Source organism: Bacillus sp. 007/AIA-02/001 (genome assembly GCF_004634455.1).
GTDB classification, from domain to species: domain Bacteria; phylum Bacillota; class Bacilli; order Bacillales; family Bacillaceae_G; genus Bacillus_A; species Bacillus_A cereus.
Map to the genome: position 1 here is coordinate 223,366 of NZ_SEIY01000002.1, position 18,045 is coordinate 241,410.

Sequence of the window (18,045 nt, forward strand, 5' to 3'; positions counted from 1 at the left end):
GCCCTGTGAATTGGTGAAACCAAATTATGGGGCTTTTTTATTTAGAAACATTTTACAATTAACAGAATAAGGTATATAATCAATAATCATATTAACAATGTTAATATGATTATTGATTATATACTATGTGGGGGTTTTACTTTGAAGGGAAGAGATGTTGTTTTAGGTTTATTAATGGAAAAGGAATTGTCTGGTTACGATATTAAAATTGTGTTTGAAGACGTATTTACTCATTTTTTTGATGGAAGTTTTGGAATGATTTATCCAACGTTACGACAATTGGAGAATGAAGGGAAAATAAAAAAAGAGGTTGTCATGCAAGAGGGGAAGCCAAATAAGAAAATGTACTTTATTACGGATGAAGGACGTGAAGAGTTTTATCAATACATGCAGACGCCTATAGAGAAGGATGTTTTACGTTCGGATTTTTTAATGAGAATGTATTTTGGCAACTATAGTGATGATGTAACAATAAAAAAATGGATTAAAGATGAAATTGAAAGAAAAGAAGCGTACATTGCAGATCTTCGATTGAAATATGAAAAGTGGAGAGTAGGTATTACTTTCGTCGAAGAAATTTCACTAGATGTAGGTATTGCATCGTATAGTGCACAAGTGGAGACTTTGAAGAAAAAATTAGAAGAGTTAGAGGCGAAAGAAAACAATAAAACAGAAGAATGAAAAACGCATTCACAATAAATAAAGGGGTATATAAAGATGGAGCAATCAAAGGGTATTAAGATTGTCTTTTTAATGTGTCTAGGTATCTTTCTTTGTATGATTGATACGACAATTATGAATATAGCTTTACCGGCAATACAATCGAGTGTAAATACTTCATTAGAAAAGATGTCTTGGGTATTAAATGTTTATACAATGACGATTGCAGTACTTGCCATTCCGTTAGGGCGGATAGCTGATATCTTTGGAAAAGCAAAGATGTATATTCTTGGTCTGGTGATTTTTGGGGGTGGATCGGTACTTTGCGCTTTTGCTAATACAGGTGATTTTCTTATTTTTTCTCGTTTTATACAAAGTATTGGGGCAGCAATTTTATTTCCAACAAGTATGGTAATTGGTGTATCAGCTATGCCGTTAGCTAAAAGGCATGTTGCACTTGCAATTTTAGGAGTAACACAAGGATTGTCAGCTGCTATGGGGCCAGTAATAGGTGGAATTATTACGCAAAATTTAGGATGGAGATGGGTGTTCTTCGTTAATGTTCCGGTTTGTATAATAGGAATCGTGTTATGTTGCATCATGCTACAAATAAAAAATGAAGAACGTATTATCTCAAAAATAGATTGGATAGGACTACTATTAAGTAGCACAGCAATTTTTTCATTTACTCTCATATTAGTAAAAGGTAATACATGGGGATGGCAAAGTAATATTGCTTTGTCTTGTTATGCAATTAGCACTATTTCTCTTATTCTATTTATTTTAGTAGAACGAAAGATTCATAACCCAATGGTGAATTTAAAGTTATTTCAAGATCGAATGTTTGTCGGAGCGTCAATCGTTGTTATATTGAGTAATTTATTTTTAATTGGAGTTACTGTATTGCTTCCAACGTTCTTGACGAAACTACAAGGTCGAACGGAAATTGAAGCGGCTTTTTTAGTGACACCTATTTCAGCGATGATATTTTTTGTCTCACCAGTTGCAGCAACTTTAATTAAAAAACTCGGAAAAGTAACTATTATTTTGTCAGGATTTCTTGTTATGGGGCTTTCCTACTATTGGTTGCAAATGATTGATGTTCATTCAACAAATATAGAAATTATTATTCCATGTATGATATTAGGTGTCGGATATGGCTTAGTAGTGGGGCCAATTACAGTTTTAAGTGCGTCTTCGTTTGAAGGAGAATTATTAACTGCTTCTCAAAGTGTTGTATCAATGTTACGACAGGTTGGAATTGTATTGGCGGTCGCAATATTTGTCTCTAACTTAACTCATAATTTAACTATAAATAAAGAAAAAGTATATCATTATGCAGAAGAAAAGGTGCGGAATATTCATGTGAATAGTACTGAGCAAACTGAAATTTTACAAATGACTAAAGAAAAAATAGAGAATCAAAGTTTAGAGTCGAATATAAATAAGAAACAAAATGCAATGACAATGGGATTAAGTAAAGAGAAAAAGGAAGAATTGATTCGCGACAAGACGGATGAAATATTAAGAAAAGTTCCAGTAGAATATAGGGATGTAAAAAGAGAAGAAGTTATGAGGCAAGTAACAAAAGAAGTTGAAAAACAAGAGGAAAGTATAAAGAAAGAGGTACTCACATTTTCGAATGATGTGAATCATTATGCCAAGAATCAGATGGCAATGAGTTTTACAGATTTATATAAAGCAAGTGTGCCAATTATTTTAATTTGTGCTTTCGTAAGTTTGTTGTTTTGGGAAGGAAGAGCTTTGAGTAAAAAGAGAAGGGGAAGGATAGTAGAAGAAGTGTAAAGGGAAACAGGCTGCTATTAGCCTGTTTTTTCATTGTTTTCTCCTTGCATATTGTGAATAGTAGTATTTTTAATATAGCATGGGATAAGTCGAGTATGATTAGAAAGTTTTTTAGAATGAAAGGGATGAATGGAAAATGCCATTGAATATGTAACGTTATACATAGTACATTAACAAGGGGGATTAATTTTAAAAGGAGGATGGGGAATTGCTAGATAAGGCAGGGGCTTTAATAGATAATCATGTGTACACAGAAGAAGAGCAACAAAAACTATACAAACGAACGTTAATAATCGTCAGCATTTCACAAATGTTTGGCGGTGCAGGACTAGCTGCTGGTATTACAGTGGGAGCACTTCTTGCGCAGCAAATGCTTGGAACAGATGCATTTGCAGGATTACCAACTGCTATGTTTACATTGGGATCGGCATTAGCAGCTTTCATAGTAGGGAAGCTTTCGCAACGATATGGACGCCGGATAGGTCTTGCAACAGGGTTTATAGTAGGTGGATTTGGAGCAATTGGTGTTGTAATGGCAGCTTTAACGAATAGCATTATTCTTTTACTTATTTCTTTACTCATATATGGTGCCGGTACAGCCACGAATCTACAAGCTCGTTATGCAGGTACAGATTTAGCAGATAAGAAGCAGAGAGCAACGGCTGTTAGTATTACGATGGTAATGACGACTTTCGGTGCAGTTGCAGGACCAAATTTAGTAGGAGTAATGGGTAGTTTTGCGCATTCAATTGGAGTTCCTAAACTTGCAGGTCCGTTCATACTATCGGCAGCAGCATTTATACTGGCGGGTCTAGTTCTTTTTGTTATGCTTCGTCCAGATCCGTTAATTATTGCTAACATAATAGAAAGATATAAACAGGAACATACATATAAAGGACAACCAATAACAGACGAAGCGAAAGAAAATAAACGAGGTATTACAGTTGGAGCAATCGTAATGATACTTACGCAAATCGTGATGGTTGCGATTATGACGATGACGCCAGTTCATATGGGACACCACGGTCACGGTTTAAGTGCAGTAGGACTTGTGATAGGTTTTCATGTAGGTGCAATGTATCTTCCATCTCTCGTTACAGGAATGTTAATTGATAAAATTGGCCGAACTACAATGAGCATAGCTGGTGGAGTGATTTTACTTGCAGCGGGTGTCATAGCTGCGATAGCGCCAAGTGATTCTTTATTACTATTAATCGTTGCTCTGTCTTTACTTGGGCTAGGATGGAACCTCGGATTGATTAGTGGTACAGCACAAATCGTTGATTCCACAACACCGTCTACACGTGCTAAAACACAAGGGAAAATAGATGTTTTTATTGCGCTAGCTGGAGCTTCTGGTGGAGCGATGTCAGGTATGGTAGTAGCGAATTCAAGTTATGCGGCATTGTCATTGGCTGGAGGCGTGTTAGCGTTATTACTTATTCCTGTTGTGATATGGTCTCGAAAAGGGGCAAGAAATTAAATGAAAAAGAGGTTCTAGTTACTGACTAGAGCCTCTTTTTATACACTTAAATTAAATTCCACTCTACAATAAGCCCTAAATGTGTAAGACCACCACCGAATCCGTATAGTAAAAGTGTGTCTCCATTATTTAACTTTCCTTCTTTTATAGCTAAATCTAGAGCGAGTGGAATGGTGACTGAAGAGGTATTCCCCATATATTCCACGCTCGTTAATGTTTTTTGTATTGGAATTTGAGATTTTTCGCAAATAGATTCAATCATTCGTAAGTTAGCGCTGTGGGGTATGAACCAGTCTATATCATCCCCTTGCATATTTGCGTTATGTAATAAATTTTTTATGCCTTTTGGCACTGTTCGTGTTGCCCATTTATATACTTCTCTTCCATTTTGAACGATTTTTTCATTTGTTTGCAGTGGTGTGCCATTCATAGTAGTAGATAAGTTTGTTCTATATAGATGAATGCCGCCATCACCGTTTGTTCCCATGTGAGCAGCGATAAAGCTTGGGGTGTCTTCATCTCTTTCTAATAAAATAGCTCCAGCACCATCACCGAATAAAATACAGGTCGTTCTATCGGTATAATCAGTAACTTTAGATAATGTCTCTGTCGCTACGACAAGTATTTTTTCATGTGATCCAGAAGTGATTAAGCTATTACCGACGTGTAGTCCATATGTAAAACCAGCACAAGTTGCATTTAAATCAAAAGCTAGTGTATGAGGTATGTTGAAGTATTGTTGTATTTGGCAAGCAACACTAGGGAAAACGTAATCAGCAGTAGTAGTAGCGACAATGATACAGTCGACATCTTCTAAGTTTTTCTTATATGTTGTACATAAATTTTTAATTGCTTTAATGGCTAAGTTTGAGGAATATTCTTCTTCGCTAGCGATTCTTCTTTCCTTCATTCCTGTTCTTTGTACAATCCATTCATCATTCGTATGGACCATCTTTTCTAAATCGTTATTAGACAATATTTGATCTGGAACATAAGTACCAATTGCAGTAATACGAGATTTAGAATGCATAGGAACATCTCCTAATTTTTATTTTTATAACCTGATACTAATATTAGGTTATAAAAATGTCAATATAGATTTTTGTTGTATTAAAACGATAATACTTAACTTACTATGAAGGAATTTGGCGAGTGCTGTAAAAATAATATACGAGAAGTTTCTAAAATTGATAATTGCTTTTGTTATTTTTATTGTGAGAAAAACTCGCAAAAAATGACGATTAAAGTAAAAAAATAACGATTTTCTTTAGTGTGATATAGGTTGTTAAACCTTGTGAAAGCGAATTACTTATGCTACACTTTATGTAACTTAAAATGAACGGAGGGGCTTCCTTTGATCTTAATCAGATTACGTCTCAATACTTTGTGCCAATAATTGAATAGCGCTCAAAGGCTCTGTCTGTGTACAGAGTGAACGGGATTGGTCTGCCTATTTTAAAGGAACCCTTTATTAAGCTTATATGTGAAAAAGAGGGAGGGACGAATACGCCCTCTTTTTGTTTTGCCTTTATAAATAGAATGGGATTGTATAGGTGAACGCTTATTGTGTATACGTATACGATCTTGGGACTTTTTGACTATAAAATAGGATGAAAGCATAGCTTTCTTCTATTTCTTTGGTGAACCCTTATCCGTTTACGAAAACACAGGCAGCGACCTGTGTTTTTTATTTTACGTAATCGAAATGGAGGAATAAATATATGGAAGAAGTATTACAAAGAGCAGTTTTAGTTGGAGTAAATGTAGGTAATGAAGATGATTTTGCATATTCGATGGAAGAGTTAACAAATCTTGCGGAAGCTTGTGATGTAGAGGTAATTGGGCAAGTAACGCAAAATTTACAACGAGTAAATCCATCGCATTATATCGGAAAAGGAAAGATTGAAGAAGTAGCAGCGTATGTACAAGAAATAGATGCGAATATGGTCATCTTTAATGATGAATTATCTCCTTCACAAATTCGAAATTTAGAAGAGGATTTAGATTGTAAGGTGATTGATCGTACCATTTTAATTTTAGATATTTTTGCGCAACGTGCGAAAACGAAAGAAGCACAGCTGCAAGTAGAAGTAGCACACCTTCAGTACATGATGCCTCGTTTAATTGGTCTTCGTGAATCGTTAGGGAGACAGAGCGGCGGCGTTGGTACGAAAAATAAAGGTGTCGGTGAGAAGAAGTTAGAGTTAGACCGTCGTAAAATTGAAGAACAAATTTCAGTTTTGAATAAAGATTTAGAAGCGCTCGTTGCCCAGCGTCAAACGCAGCGAAAGCAACGTAAGAAAAATGAAATACCTGTTGTAGCATTAGTAGGTTATACGAATGCAGGAAAGTCAACGACGATGAATGCAATGCTTGAAATTTATAATGGTACAGAAGAAAAACAAGTATTTGAAAAAGATATGTTATTTGCGACGTTAGAAACATCTGTACGAAATATTGATTTGCCAGATAATAAATCATTTTTATTAACAGATACAGTTGGATTTGTAAGTAAATTACCACATCATCTTGTGAAGGCGTTCCGTTCAACGTTAGAAGAAGTAGCGGAAGCAGATTTACTTATTCACGTCGTAGATTACGCAAATCCAAATTATGAACAATTAATTGATATTACAAATGAAACGTTAAAGAAAATTGGAGTAGAAAATATTCCAACGATCTATGCTTATAACAAATCAGATATGGTGGATGTTGAAATTCCGAAAGTACAAGAAGACCGCGTGTATTTATCTGCGAAGAAACATGTTGGAATTGAAGAGCTTGTAGAAATGATTCGTTCCCATATTTATAAAGAATATACGAAATGTGAAATGTTAATTCCGTATGATCACGGACAGGTAGTTGCGTATTTCAATAATCATGCGCACGTTTTATCAACGAGTTATGAAAATGAAGGTACGAAACTAGAAGTGGAATGTAAGACGAGCGATTATGAGAAGTATAAGCGTTTTGCAATTTAATGTAAGAGGCAACCCAGTTTGTGATTGGGTTGCCTTTTTCTATAATGTTTTACTGCTGAAAGTTACAAGGATGCAAGTCAATGATGGGAGTTAAGTTATATTTCTGGAAAAAGAAATGAAAGCAGTATAGAATAGAAATGTTTCAAAAGTCAGAATTTATTACACCTACTGTAATAAATATATATTTTGTACAGAAAGGAGCGATTCACATATGCAGGCAGTTTCACAAAAAAACACAGTAGAAACACCGACAATATATCGAATATTATTTGCGATTAGTTTCGGACATTTTTTAAATGATTCGATGCAAGCAGTTGTGCCGGCGTTGTTTCCTATTTTGGAAAAAACGATGAATTTATCCTATATGCAAGTAGGGTGGATTGCGTTTGCGTTAAATATGACGTCATCGATTATGCAACCGGTGTTTGGTATGTATTCAGATAAGAAGCCGTCACCATTTTTATTACCACTCGGTATGTTTTCAAGTATGCTTGGAATGATTGGACTCGCGTTTGCACCAAACTTTATTATTGTTATTATTTCTGTTTTATTTATTGGCTTAGGTTCCGCAGTCTTTCATCCAGAAGGCGCTCGTGTTGCCTATATGGCGGCAGGTGCAAAACGAGGGTTAGCGCAAGCGATTTATCAAGTTGGGGGAAACACGGGGAATTCTTTAGCTCCTATTTTTACAGCGCTAATTTTCGTTCCACTCGGTCAAATTGGTTCATTAGGTTTTACAGCATTTGCAGCAGTAGGAATTGCATTATTAATTTTCGTATCGAATTGGTACAAAAATGAATTAGCAACCGGCGCTGTAAGAAGGAAGAAGAGAGCTGCGCTTGAGGCGGAAAATGCAATTGTAAGTACACACATTAAATTTGTTATTATACTTCTTGTTTTTCTTACTTTTGTGCGCTCTTGGTACGGTGCCGGTATCGGGAATTTCTATCAATTTTACTTAATTGAGCATTATGGTTTATCTATAAAAAATGCCCAGTATTTCGTATTCGCATTTATGATTGCTGGTGTGTTAGGCACTTTCTTCGGGGGACCGTTAGCAGATCGATTTGGTAAGAAAAACATCATCGTATTTTCAATGTTAGGTTCAGCGCCACTTGCGCTGTTATTACCACATGTCTCACTTGTGTGGGTCGTACCTTTATTTTTATGTATCGGTTTTATTAGTTCAAGTAGTTTTAGTGTAATTGTTGTATACGCGCAAGAGCTTGTTCCGGGAAAAGTAGGGATGGTATCAGGTCTAATTGTAGGTCTTGCGTTCGGCCTTGGTGCTCTAGGTGCTGTAGTACTAGGAAAGTTAGCTGATATATATAGCCTTCAGTTCATTATGATATTATGTAGTTGTTTACCGTTAATTGGACTTACTTCATGGTTATTACCAAGTGATAAGAAAACGATAGAATAGGGGATGCACTATGAAATTATGTGAAAACGTAACAGAATTAATAGGAGATACACCTGTCGTCCGATTATCTAAATTTATTCCGGAAGACGCAGCGGACGTGTATGTGAAACTAGAAATGTTTAATCCATCACGTAGTGTGAAAGACCGTGCTGCTTATAATTTACTTCACGTTGCAGAAGAAAATGGTCTCATTAAACCAGGGGATACAATTATTGAACCGACAAGCGGGAATACAGGAATTGGTTTAGCGATGAACGCAGCAGCTAAAGGGTATAAAGCGATTTTAATTATGCCAGACAATATGTCAAAAGAGCGTATTAATTTATTGAAAGCATACGGGGCAGAAGTAGTTTTAACACCAGCAGAACAAAGAATGCCAGGAGCAATTGCGAAGGCGTTAGAACTGCAAAAACAAATACCGAATAGTTTTATCCCGCAACAATTTGAAAATCCAGCTAATCCGAATATTCACCGTTATACGACTGCACTTGAAATTTACGAACAAATGGATGGAGAGCTTGATGCTTTTGTTGCAACGGCAGGAACAGGCGGAACGATTACAGGGACTGGTGAAACGTTAAAAGAGAAATTGCCAAACTTATATATTGCAGTAGTGGAACCGAAAGGATCTCCCGTTTTATCCGGTGGTGTACCAGGTCCTCATAAACTAGTAGGAACAAGCCCAGGATTTATTCCGAAAAACTTAAATACAGAAGTGTATAACGAAATTATTCAAATTGCAGACGAAGAGGCTTTAACGACAATGAGAAACTTAGCTAGACAAGAAGGATTATTAGTTGGGCCATCTTCTGGAGCATCTGTTTACGCTGCAATCATGATAGCGAAACGTCTAGGCGTTGGTAAAAAAGTTTTATGTATTGCGCCTGATACAGGTGAACGTTATTTGAGCATGGGGTTATTTGAATAAAAAGGATAGAAACATCTTAATAGTGAATAGCTGCTATTAAGGTGTTTGTTTTATGGAATGAAGAGGGGGAGAAGAACAATGAAACTATTAAAACCAATCCATGAATATAGTGAGCGTATTACGGCGTATAGACAAGCGTTTTTACACTCAGGGGAACAACCACATGGAAGTAGTTCTTTACAAAACTTTGATTCTCTTGATGAATGGTTTGAAAAAGTGAGTAAACAAGAACTAGGAGAAAATTTACTAGCTAATCGAGTGCCATCTAGTCAGTTTTTAAGTTTTGAAAAAGGGGAACTTATAGGTTTTGTGAATATTAGACATAGATTAAATCCAGAATTATTACGGGAAAGCGGTCATATTGGATATAGTGTCCATCCGAATAAACGTCGCCACGGTTACGCTACGAAACAACTACAACTTGCATTAGCTGAAGCGCAAAAATTAGGATTGCAGAAAGTATTAATAACTTGCGATAAATCCAATATCGGTTCTGCTAAAACGATTCAAAAGGTTGGAGGTGTGTTAGAAAATGAAGTAGTTTCTTCTCGTACTGGTGAAGTTATTCAGCGCTATTGGATAGAAATATGATTAAGTAGGAATTTGAAAAGGTAATGCAAGCTGTAATATCGAAATAGATAAATGAAATATAGGGGATTACTGCAATTTTAGGGGGAAATGAAATGGGATTAAAAGAGAGAGCGATAGAGATGTCAGAGATTTATAGGCAAAATCCGAAAGTAGAAGCTATTATTTTAGCGGGTTCAGTAGCTAGAAAGCTTGAAGATGAACATTCAGATATAGAATTACATATTTTATGGTCAACACCGCCAGAAGATGAGGATCGTAGGGCCCCTATTTATCATATTGATGGGAAAATATTATCGTATCATCCGTATGAGGAAGAAGAATGGTCGGAAACGTATTTAACGAAAGAGGGAATTAAATTAGAGATTAGTAACTTTTTAACAGAGACAGTAGAGAAAGTAATTTCGGATGTGGTGGATCAATATGATATAAATTATGAAAAACAATGTATTGTATCATCCATTCATGATGGTGTTAGTTTGTATGGAGAAGGGAAAGTGAATGAATTAAAAGAAAAAGTAGCGGCATATCCAGATGAACTAGCAAAACTGATGATTTCAGAAAATCTATGGTTAAGTAATCGTTGGCACAATCGAAAGGCGCTTTTAAAACGGAAAGATTGGCTTATGCTTTATGACGTTATTTGCGAAGTACAAAGGAACGTATTCGGTGTTTTATTTGGTTTGAATAAAATGTACGTACATCATCCAGCGTTTAAATGGATGCCTAATAATGTGGAACGAATGACTATTAAACCTGAAAAATTATATGAACGTATGGCGGACACATTAATAGGGAATCCAGAAAAAAGTGTGCAGGAGTTAGAGTTGCTAATAGAAGAAGTGTTGCAACAAGTTCATACATACGCGCCAGGAGTAAATGTGGATGAGCAAGAAAAATCTATTTTTTATTTTGTGAAATAGAAAATAGTAATAAGGGGGAAGTTATGGGTTTTTTTAATAGGTTTTTTAAAAAAGTTGAAAAAGTAAATGAGCAAGAAGCTACTCTTCATGAATTAAGTGAAGAATTGTATGTTGAATCACCGGTAGAGGAAGCGACTAGTTACTGGGTATCAATGGCACAAAATATAATTGTTAATGCTGTAAAAGCGGCTGATAATGATGTGGAACGTGCCTTCGTGTTATTGAATTTGAAGAAAGGTGAGGCTTCATTTGATATTTTTTATCAAATAAATGGGCAATTGTATTTCTGGGATCAGCTAGAAAATGAGACGATAAGAAATAGAATTCAGAACGAGTTGTTACCGCAAGCTCCAGAAGTTTCAAATGCAGTAAATGAGCAATTTCGTGGAGCTGATCACCCTATAATTTCGTTCGCACAATTGCAGTTTGAATGGGAAACGAAAGCCTGGTTCTCACATATAATTTGGGAAGATAGCCTTGCTGCTCAATTGCCCAAAACTCAAATTCTAAATGACTGGTTTCGTGTAATTAAAGAAGAAACAAAAAATAGACCACTGGATAGTGATGCGAAATTTTCTTGGTATCCATCAAACTCTTAAAAAATGAATACAGAGAGACAGGTTATGTTTCTAGATGATTTGTATTATTGAATAAGTATCAATAATACGTAATTCTTTTTCTATTGCCTGTTAGAATTCGTTATGTACTAAGCTACTTGTTTTCTAAACTAAAACTTATATTTCGAATTTTTAAATAGATTGTAATACATAAAAATTCGAAATATAAGTTGACACTATTTTTAATGTGTGATAAAAATGATAGTAATCAATTCGGAAAATAATATTTGGGCAATGAAAGGGTATAGTAGTGAATATCTCCCTATTTCAGAGAGCTGATGGTTGGTGTGAATCAGTATATAGATTATTCATGAAGTTCGTCCTGGAGCATCTTTCATAAATCTCATATTTTGAGGAAATGAAAGACGGTAGTTTATACCGTTATCAAATAAAGTGGTGAAGATTTTTTCACAACTAGGGTGGTACCGCGATATTTATCGTCCCTACGTATTTACGTAGGGACGTTTTTTATTTAGGTCCTAACTTTGGTGTGGCTTCATAACTAGGGTGGTACCGCGATATTTTATCGTCCCTACGTTTTTGCGTAGGGGCGTTTTTATTTAGGTGGTTTCTTAGTGTTCTTCACAACTAGGGTGGTACCGCGATATTTTTGTCGTCCCTACGTATTTACGTAGGGGCGTTTTTTTATTATTAGGGAGGAAGTGAACGTATTAGAAAAGAGTATTGATAGAACAATATAAATACCGAATTGTAACAAAGAAAAAGAGATAGAGAGGAGATTAACAAATGAATTCACAGCAATGGACATCGAAATTAGGTTTCGTATTAGCTGCAGCAGGTTCGGCAATTGGTCTTGGGGCGATTTGGAAATTCCCATATATGGCCGGCATTGGAGGAGGCGGAGCGTTCTTCCTAATTTTCATCGGTTTCACATTATTAATTGGTTTACCGCTATTATTAGCTGAATTTGTTATTGGAAGAAGTACACAAAAAGAGGCTGTTGATGCATATAGAGAGATTGCTCCTAAAACGTTATGGCCTTGGTTAGGTAAATTAGGAATTGTAACATGTTTCATATTACTTTCTTTCTACAGTGTTGTAGGAGGCTGGATTTTATTATATTTATGGAATGCGATTACAGGTAGACTATGGGAAGGAAATGGAGCATACGAAGCTACGTTTGGTGAAATCATTTCCAATCCATATTTAGCAGTTGGATCACAGCTATTATTCATCCTTATTACTATTTTTATCGTAAGTAAAGGTGTACAAAATGGTGTTGAAAAAGTAAATAAATATTTCATGCCAGCACTATTCGTTTTATTCTTTGTATTAATCGTTCGTGCACTTACGTTAGATGGTGCTGGAGAAGGAGTTCGTTTCTTCTTACAACCTGATTTCTCACATGTAACATCAGAAGTTATTTTATACGCAATGGGGCAATCGTTCTTCTCATTATCTGTTGGGGTAGCCGTTATGGTAACGTATAGCTCATACTTACCGAAAGAAGAAAGCTTACCACGTTCAGCATTTTCTATCGTAGCCTTAACTCTTGTTATTACATTACTTGCAGGACTTGCAATTTTCCCAGTTGTGTTCGCATTTGGAATGGAACCATCTCAAGGACCGGGACTATTATTTATCGTATTGCCAGCTATTTTCAGTAAAATGGCATTCGGAAAATTATTCTTCATCGTTTTCTTATTATTATTCTTCTTCGCTACGATTACATCAGCAATTTCGATGTTAGAAATTAGTGTCGCATCGTTAACATCAAAAGGTAAAGGGAAACGTGAAAAAATGGCCTTAATCGTAGGGTTATTAATCTTCGTTGTTGGGGTACCATCAGCATTATCATTCGGTATATTAAGTGATCTGAAGATTTTCGGGAAGACAGTCTTTGATTTAGCGGACTATGCAGTAAGTAACGTATTAATGCCACTTGGTGTATTATTAGTTTCTATCTTTGTTCCTTTAAAAATGAAGAAAGATGTATTAATGAAAGAGCTAGGTGTAAGTAAAAATAAAGGTTATAAACTATTCGTATTATGGTTATTCTTACTTCGTTATATCGCACCAATTGCGATTATTATCGTATTCTTAAATGTACTTGGCATTATATAAAAAGAAAGGTAGCGTATCATACAAAGATACGCTACCTTTTTATTTTGCTCTTTTTTGCAATTCATTTACTGTTACGAACTGATAGCCCTTCTTAGATAAAATTTCGTGCTTTAAGAAGGGTGTGGATGCAAGGAGAAGGAATTTATCATATAATAAAATGCAAAAGGTATATTAGGAGGTGTTTATATGGCGATTATAATTCAATTGCCAGACACTGCAACGTCTCATGCAAAGCCAAGTATGGAAATGGCGATACTTTGCGTGAGGTAGACAAGTAATATACAATCGCCTATATGAGCTCGTATCATTTTTTATATTTGGCTTTGCACCTTATTGAAATGAACCATAAAAAATAAGGGGCGAGCAGAAATGAAATACGTAAAAGCTAATGCTGTTTTACCGGAGAGTTTAATTACTGAAATTCAAAAGTATATACAAGGTGAAACAATTTACATTCCGAAACAAGAAACGAAACATTATAAATGGGGTACACGATCTGGCGGAAGAAAACAATTAGATGAAAGAAATAAAGCAATTAAAGAAGCGTTTAAAAGTGGGATTGCTATTCATCAACTTGCAGAAGAATATTTTCTTTCTGGGGAAACGATTAAAAAGATTGTGTATTCTAAATAAGAGGAAAAGAGTCTGATTCATATATTACTTTGAATCAGACTCTTTTTGTTTTATATGTATTGGATATATGAAGTGTGAACGGGCATGATAATAGAAAAAATGTGCCGTTTTTTTATTAAATGCTATACAGAACATTTGAAGAGTAGAAAGGTGAACATATATGAATCATATTGGACAAATAACGATAGAGCTTTTAATTGGTTTTTTTGTTCTATTAATTGCTACAAAAATATTAGGGAAAACACAAATATCTCAGCTAACGCCCTTTGATTTTATTTCTGCAATCGTCCTAGGTGAGCTCGTTGGAAATTCAATATATGATCCTAAAATTAAAGTATGGTCTATTTTATATTCAGTATTTGTTTGGGTAATTTTAATTTATACTATTGAAGTGATAACACAAAAAGTAAGAGGGACAAGAAGGTTTTTTGAAGGATATCCTTCAATTATTATTCGTAATGGAAAGATTGATCGTGAACAATTAAGCGTAAATCATTTGGATATAAACCAATTACAACAAATGCTTAGGCAACAAAAAGATATATTTTCAATCCGAGAAGTTGAATATATGATATTGGAACCTAACGGAAACATAAGCGTTTTGAAAAAAAGTAAATACGAATCTCCTACTGTAAATGATTTAAGTTTAAAACATAAGCCTGTATACTTACCAATTTCATTAATTAGTGATGGAAAAGTAGTTAAGGATAATTTGAGGGAAGCGGGATTTGATGAAGGGTGGCTTTATAAACAAATAAAGCAAAAAGGAATTACTAAATTTGAAGACGTATTATATGCGGAATGGAAAACAGATGATGGCTTCTTTTGTCAGGAAATGCGGCGGTAGAGAATAAGTGATATATGTAATGTTTGTTTCTAAGTTATCTTTTACATATCAAAAAACGTAATCATTGTATACAATAAAACTAGATCAACAATTTGTATGGAGTGATAAAGATGGAAGCGTTTATTAGAAGTGATCAATATAATTTTATAAAATCACAAGCTTATATTTTAGCAAACGGGCATGCAACGGCAAATGATAGAGGTGTAATTCAAGCGTTAAAATCGCTTGCGATTGAAAAGATAATACATGTATTTGAGAATTTAACGGATGAACAGAAAGAGTTAATTGATACGGTATTAACAGTTCAAAATAGAGAAGATGCAGAGTCATTTTTAATGAAAATAAATCCGTATGTAATTCCGTTTCAAGAAGTTACAGCACAAACATTAAAAAAGTTATTTCCTAAGGCGAAAAAGTTAAAACTTCCTGATATGGAAGAAATGGATATGAAAGAAATATCTTATTTAAGTTGGATTGATAAGGGATCAAGCAGGAAATTTATTATAGCGAAAAATGATAAAAATAAATTTGTTGGTCTGCAAGGAACGTTCCAAAGTTTAAATAAAAAAAGCATTTGTTCATTATGTCATGGGCATGAAGAAGTAGGAATGTTTTTAGTTGAAATTAAAGGCGATGTACCAGGAACTTTCGTTAAAAAGGGAAACTACATTTGCAAAGATGGTGTAGCTTGCAATCAGAATATGAAATCGCTAGATAAATTGAACGATTTTATTGACCGCTTGAAGAAATAACGAGAAAACCTCTAGTATTTAAACTGGAGGTTTTTATTTTTTGAAGAAGTAAAATAAGCTTTCTTTGTAAATGTAGATTTATAATGAAATTTGATAAAAATATCTATTATGATACAGTTGCTTATATGCAAGGAGGTAAAACATGGATTACCTTTTATCGAAAGAAAAAGTGAAGCGATGGCCCAAAGATATGATAGCGGCGGGGCGTTGTCATACTGTTGGCCTTAAATCGGATGGCACGGTAGTCGCGGTAGGTAATAATGAATTTGGCCAATGCGATGTAGGTAGCTGGCGCGACATTCGGTTGCCTGGCAAATAGTCAATTTACAATAAATGATTAGTAATATTATTCTATTTTAGGAGTAATTATGGAATGGGATATGTAGAAAATAATTAAACTTAAATCTACTGAATAAGAATCTCTTTTGAAAAGGGATTCTTATTATTTTTCATAAAATGAGGGTCTAAATGGAATTTTTGAACAAACTATATTTCAAAATTACAGTAGAAGATATAAATAAAGTATAGAGGAGATAAAGAAATGCTTAAAAAGTTTTTGCTTTCTTTACCGGATGTTTTACTTATATGTATCGTTCTTTACATAACGTACACAAATTCTTTTAGCTTTGGACAGATGTTAGTAATTTCAATTGCAATCGGAATTATTGGTGGTCTTGTTATAAGGATTGGTAAGGATGTATTTATGTATATAAGGTGGACAATGAAACAGAGGAAATCTTGAATACGTTGTATTGCTATTAGGAGGAGATGAAATGACTAAGAAAAAGAGTAGAGTGAAAAATGAAGTAGCGCTTTGGGCATTAACAGCGGTTGTTCTCATCATTGTATGATACTTTTATCAAAAATAAAAACGCATCGTATTAAAAAAGCACGATGCGTTTTTATTATTTTTTTTGCCAATTTTCTTTAATAAAGTCTTCACGACCAGATTCCTTTTGCTCAGTAGCATATTTCTCTGGATTCTTTTTATAGAAATGTTGGTGGTATTCCTCTGCTGCGTAAAAAGGTGCAGCAGGACGAATTTCAGTCACGATTGGATCTTTAAACATACCGCTTTCTGTAAGAGCTTGTTTTGATTTTTCAGCAAGCCCTTTTTGTGTTTCGTTATGATAAAAAATAGCGGTACGATAAGATGGACCACGGTCAAAAAATTGTCCGCCATCATCAGTTGGATCGATTTGTGGCCAATATAAGTCTAGTAATTTCTGATAAGGAAAAATAGAAGGATCGAATGTAATTTGAACAACTTCTAAATGTCCAGATGTTCCAGCTTTTACTTGTTCATATGTTGGGTTTTCTACATGACCTCCTGCATAGCCAGAAAGTACTTTATGAATACCAGGAAGTTCATCAAATGGTTTTACCATGCACCAAAAGCAACCGCCTGCGAAGGTTGCGAGTTCGTATGTTTTTTCGGACATTGCTGTAATCCTCCTAAATGTATATGTTTTATATAGTATTATATAAATTGTTTTATTGCGCAATAAAAAAGATTTGAAAATATATGTTTTTTATAAACAAGATCCTCCGCTCACATCAATTAATTGTCCAGTTACCCAGCGGCTGTCTGGAGAAGCAAGGAATGCAGCAGTATCGGCAATGTCTTCTACTTCACCTAAGCGATTGAAAGCGGAAATAGTAGTAGCGTACTGCTTCATCATCGGGTCGCTCAAGAGTTCTGCATTCATATCTGTTTTAATAAATCCTGGAAGTATTGCATTCACCGTTATTCCTCGTGCTCCAAGCTGTTTTGCTAGCGTAAAAGTCATTGTATTAATAGCGCCTTTCGTCATACTATATGCAACAAAATCAGGTAAAGAAATGCGGGTGGCAGCGGATGAAATATTAATAATTCGGCTATTGTCACGTAAACGTGGCAGTGCTTGTTGAATGATAAAGAATGGTGCTTTTGCACTTACTGAAAACATTCTATCAAAAAATTGTTCAGTCGTTTCTTCAATAAAAGCACCAGGACCAATGCCAGCATTGTTTATTAAAATATCAAATTGTGTTTCACCAGTGCGCTTTTGTAATTCAGTATCTAAAGCGTTATAAAGGTTTTCTACACCGTGTAAGGATTCTAAATTTGCGCCGATAGAAAAAGCTTGGCCACCATCTGATCGAATTTCATGAACAGTTTCTTCAGCGTCATCTTTTCGATTACCGTAATGAACAGCAACCAATGCACCGTCATTTGCTAAACGTTTAGCGATCGCTCGTCCAATTCCTCGGCTTGCTCCTGTAACTAACGCTACTTTCCCTTTTAACATAGTTTCCTCATCTCCTCATAAACTTTAT

The 18,045-nt window shown here is 35.0% G+C and carries 17 protein-coding genes, 1 pseudogene and 1 other annotated feature; of the genes and pseudogenes, 15 read left to right on the top strand and 3 right to left on the bottom strand.

The annotated features are described in order from the left end of the window. The first annotated feature begins 141 nt into the window (after positions 1 to 141). From ES895_RS06640 to ES895_RS06650, 3 genes are all read left to right on the top strand, one after another. Entirely contained in the window at positions 142 to 681 is a 540-nt protein-coding gene (locus tag ES895_RS06640) for a PadR family transcriptional regulator (protein ID WP_070757096.1), read from the top strand. Between the two features lie 36 nt (positions 682 to 717). Next, complete coding sequence (locus ES895_RS06645; protein WP_000438113.1) at positions 718 to 2,466, top strand: MDR family MFS transporter; 1,749 nt, start codon at positions 718 to 720, stop codon at positions 2,464 to 2,466. A 208-nt stretch (positions 2,467 to 2,674) separates the two neighbouring features. Next, positions 2,675 to 3,949: an MFS transporter gene (locus ES895_RS06650; RefSeq protein ID WP_000884510.1), complete on the top strand. Its 1,275-nt coding sequence runs from the start codon at positions 2,675 to 2,677 to the stop codon at positions 3,947 to 3,949. Between the two features lie 46 nt (positions 3,950 to 3,995). Here ES895_RS06650 and ES895_RS06655 read toward each other — a convergent pair whose 3' ends face one another. Further along, positions 3,996 to 4,979 (bottom strand): ketoacyl-ACP synthase III, encoded by a 984-nt coding sequence (locus ES895_RS06655; protein ID WP_000555756.1) that lies wholly within the window; start codon positions 4,977 to 4,979, stop codon positions 3,996 to 3,998. Positions 4,980 to 5,670: 691 nt separating this feature from the next. Between ES895_RS06655 and hflX the strand changes: the two genes are divergently transcribed. From hflX to ES895_RS06715, 12 genes and pseudogenes are all read left to right on the top strand, one after another. Further along, positions 5,671 to 6,930 (top strand): GTPase HflX, encoded by a 1,260-nt coding sequence (gene hflX / locus ES895_RS06660; RefSeq protein WP_065704389.1) that lies wholly within the window; start codon positions 5,671 to 5,673, stop codon positions 6,928 to 6,930. 211 nt (positions 6,931 to 7,141) lie between these two features. Beyond that, positions 7,142 to 8,353, top strand: coding sequence for an MFS transporter (locus ES895_RS06665; RefSeq protein ID WP_001149411.1), 1,212 nt, complete (start codon positions 7,142 to 7,144; stop codon positions 8,351 to 8,353). A 10-nt stretch (positions 8,354 to 8,363) separates the two neighbouring features. Further along, positions 8,364 to 9,281 (top strand): cysteine synthase A, encoded by a 918-nt coding sequence (gene cysK, locus ES895_RS06670; protein ID WP_000762273.1) that lies wholly within the window; start codon positions 8,364 to 8,366, stop codon positions 9,279 to 9,281. A gap of 78 nt (positions 9,282 to 9,359) precedes the next feature. Continuing rightward, the gene (locus ES895_RS06675) at positions 9,360 to 9,872 is read left to right on the top strand and encodes a GNAT family N-acetyltransferase (RefSeq protein ID WP_000771279.1); all 513 of its coding nucleotides are present in this window, start codon (positions 9,360 to 9,362) and stop codon (positions 9,870 to 9,872) included. Positions 9,873 to 9,964: 92 nt separating this feature from the next. Then, on the top strand, positions 9,965 to 10,792 hold the full coding sequence (locus ES895_RS06680; protein WP_000523213.1) for a DUF4037 domain-containing protein: 828 nt from the start codon (positions 9,965 to 9,967) through the stop codon (positions 10,790 to 10,792). 23 nt (positions 10,793 to 10,815) lie between these two features. Continuing rightward, a complete protein-coding gene (locus ES895_RS06685; protein WP_000505544.1) occupies positions 10,816 to 11,391 on the top strand; it encodes a hypothetical protein in 576 nt (191 codons plus the stop codon). A 243-nt stretch (positions 11,392 to 11,634) separates the two neighbouring features. Further along, positions 11,635 to 11,857, top strand: a binding site (T-box leader). Positions 11,858 to 12,156: 299 nt separating this feature from the next. Then, entirely contained in the window at positions 12,157 to 13,494 is a 1,338-nt protein-coding gene (locus tag ES895_RS06690; protein WP_001088187.1) for a sodium-dependent transporter, read from the top strand. A 369-nt stretch (positions 13,495 to 13,863) separates the two neighbouring features. Continuing rightward, on the top strand, positions 13,864 to 14,127 hold the full coding sequence (locus tag ES895_RS06695) for a CD3324 family protein (RefSeq protein WP_000878325.1): 264 nt from the start codon (positions 13,864 to 13,866) through the stop codon (positions 14,125 to 14,127). A 160-nt stretch (positions 14,128 to 14,287) separates the two neighbouring features. Beyond that, positions 14,288 to 14,974 carry a DUF421 domain-containing protein gene (locus ES895_RS06700; protein WP_001015536.1) on the top strand — a complete coding sequence of 229 codons (687 nt, stop codon included), beginning with the start codon at positions 14,288 to 14,290 and terminating at the stop codon, positions 14,972 to 14,974. Positions 14,975 to 15,084: 110 nt separating this feature from the next. After that, a complete protein-coding gene (locus ES895_RS06705; protein WP_000387073.1) occupies positions 15,085 to 15,726 on the top strand; it encodes a FusB/FusC family EF-G-binding protein in 642 nt (213 codons plus the stop codon). Positions 15,727 to 15,868: 142 nt separating this feature from the next. Continuing rightward, positions 15,869 to 16,027 (top strand): annotated as a pseudogene (locus ES895_RS06710) (RCC1-like domain-containing protein); the annotation flags it as partial. Positions 16,028 to 16,267: 240 nt separating this feature from the next. After that, positions 16,268 to 16,468 carry a hypothetical protein gene (locus ES895_RS06715; RefSeq protein WP_000913386.1) on the top strand — a complete coding sequence of 67 codons (201 nt, stop codon included), beginning with the start codon at positions 16,268 to 16,270 and terminating at the stop codon, positions 16,466 to 16,468. Between the two features lie 163 nt (positions 16,469 to 16,631). Here ES895_RS06715 and msrA read toward each other — a convergent pair whose 3' ends face one another. Next, positions 16,632 to 17,168: a peptide-methionine (S)-S-oxide reductase MsrA gene (gene msrA, locus ES895_RS06720; protein ID WP_001291887.1), complete on the bottom strand. Its 537-nt coding sequence runs from the start codon at positions 17,166 to 17,168 to the stop codon at positions 16,632 to 16,634. A 90-nt stretch (positions 17,169 to 17,258) separates the two neighbouring features. Further along, positions 17,259 to 18,017 (bottom strand): SDR family oxidoreductase, encoded by a 759-nt coding sequence (locus ES895_RS06725; protein ID WP_135238216.1) that lies wholly within the window; start codon positions 18,015 to 18,017, stop codon positions 17,259 to 17,261. Between the last annotated feature and the right edge of the window lie 28 nt (positions 18,018 to 18,045).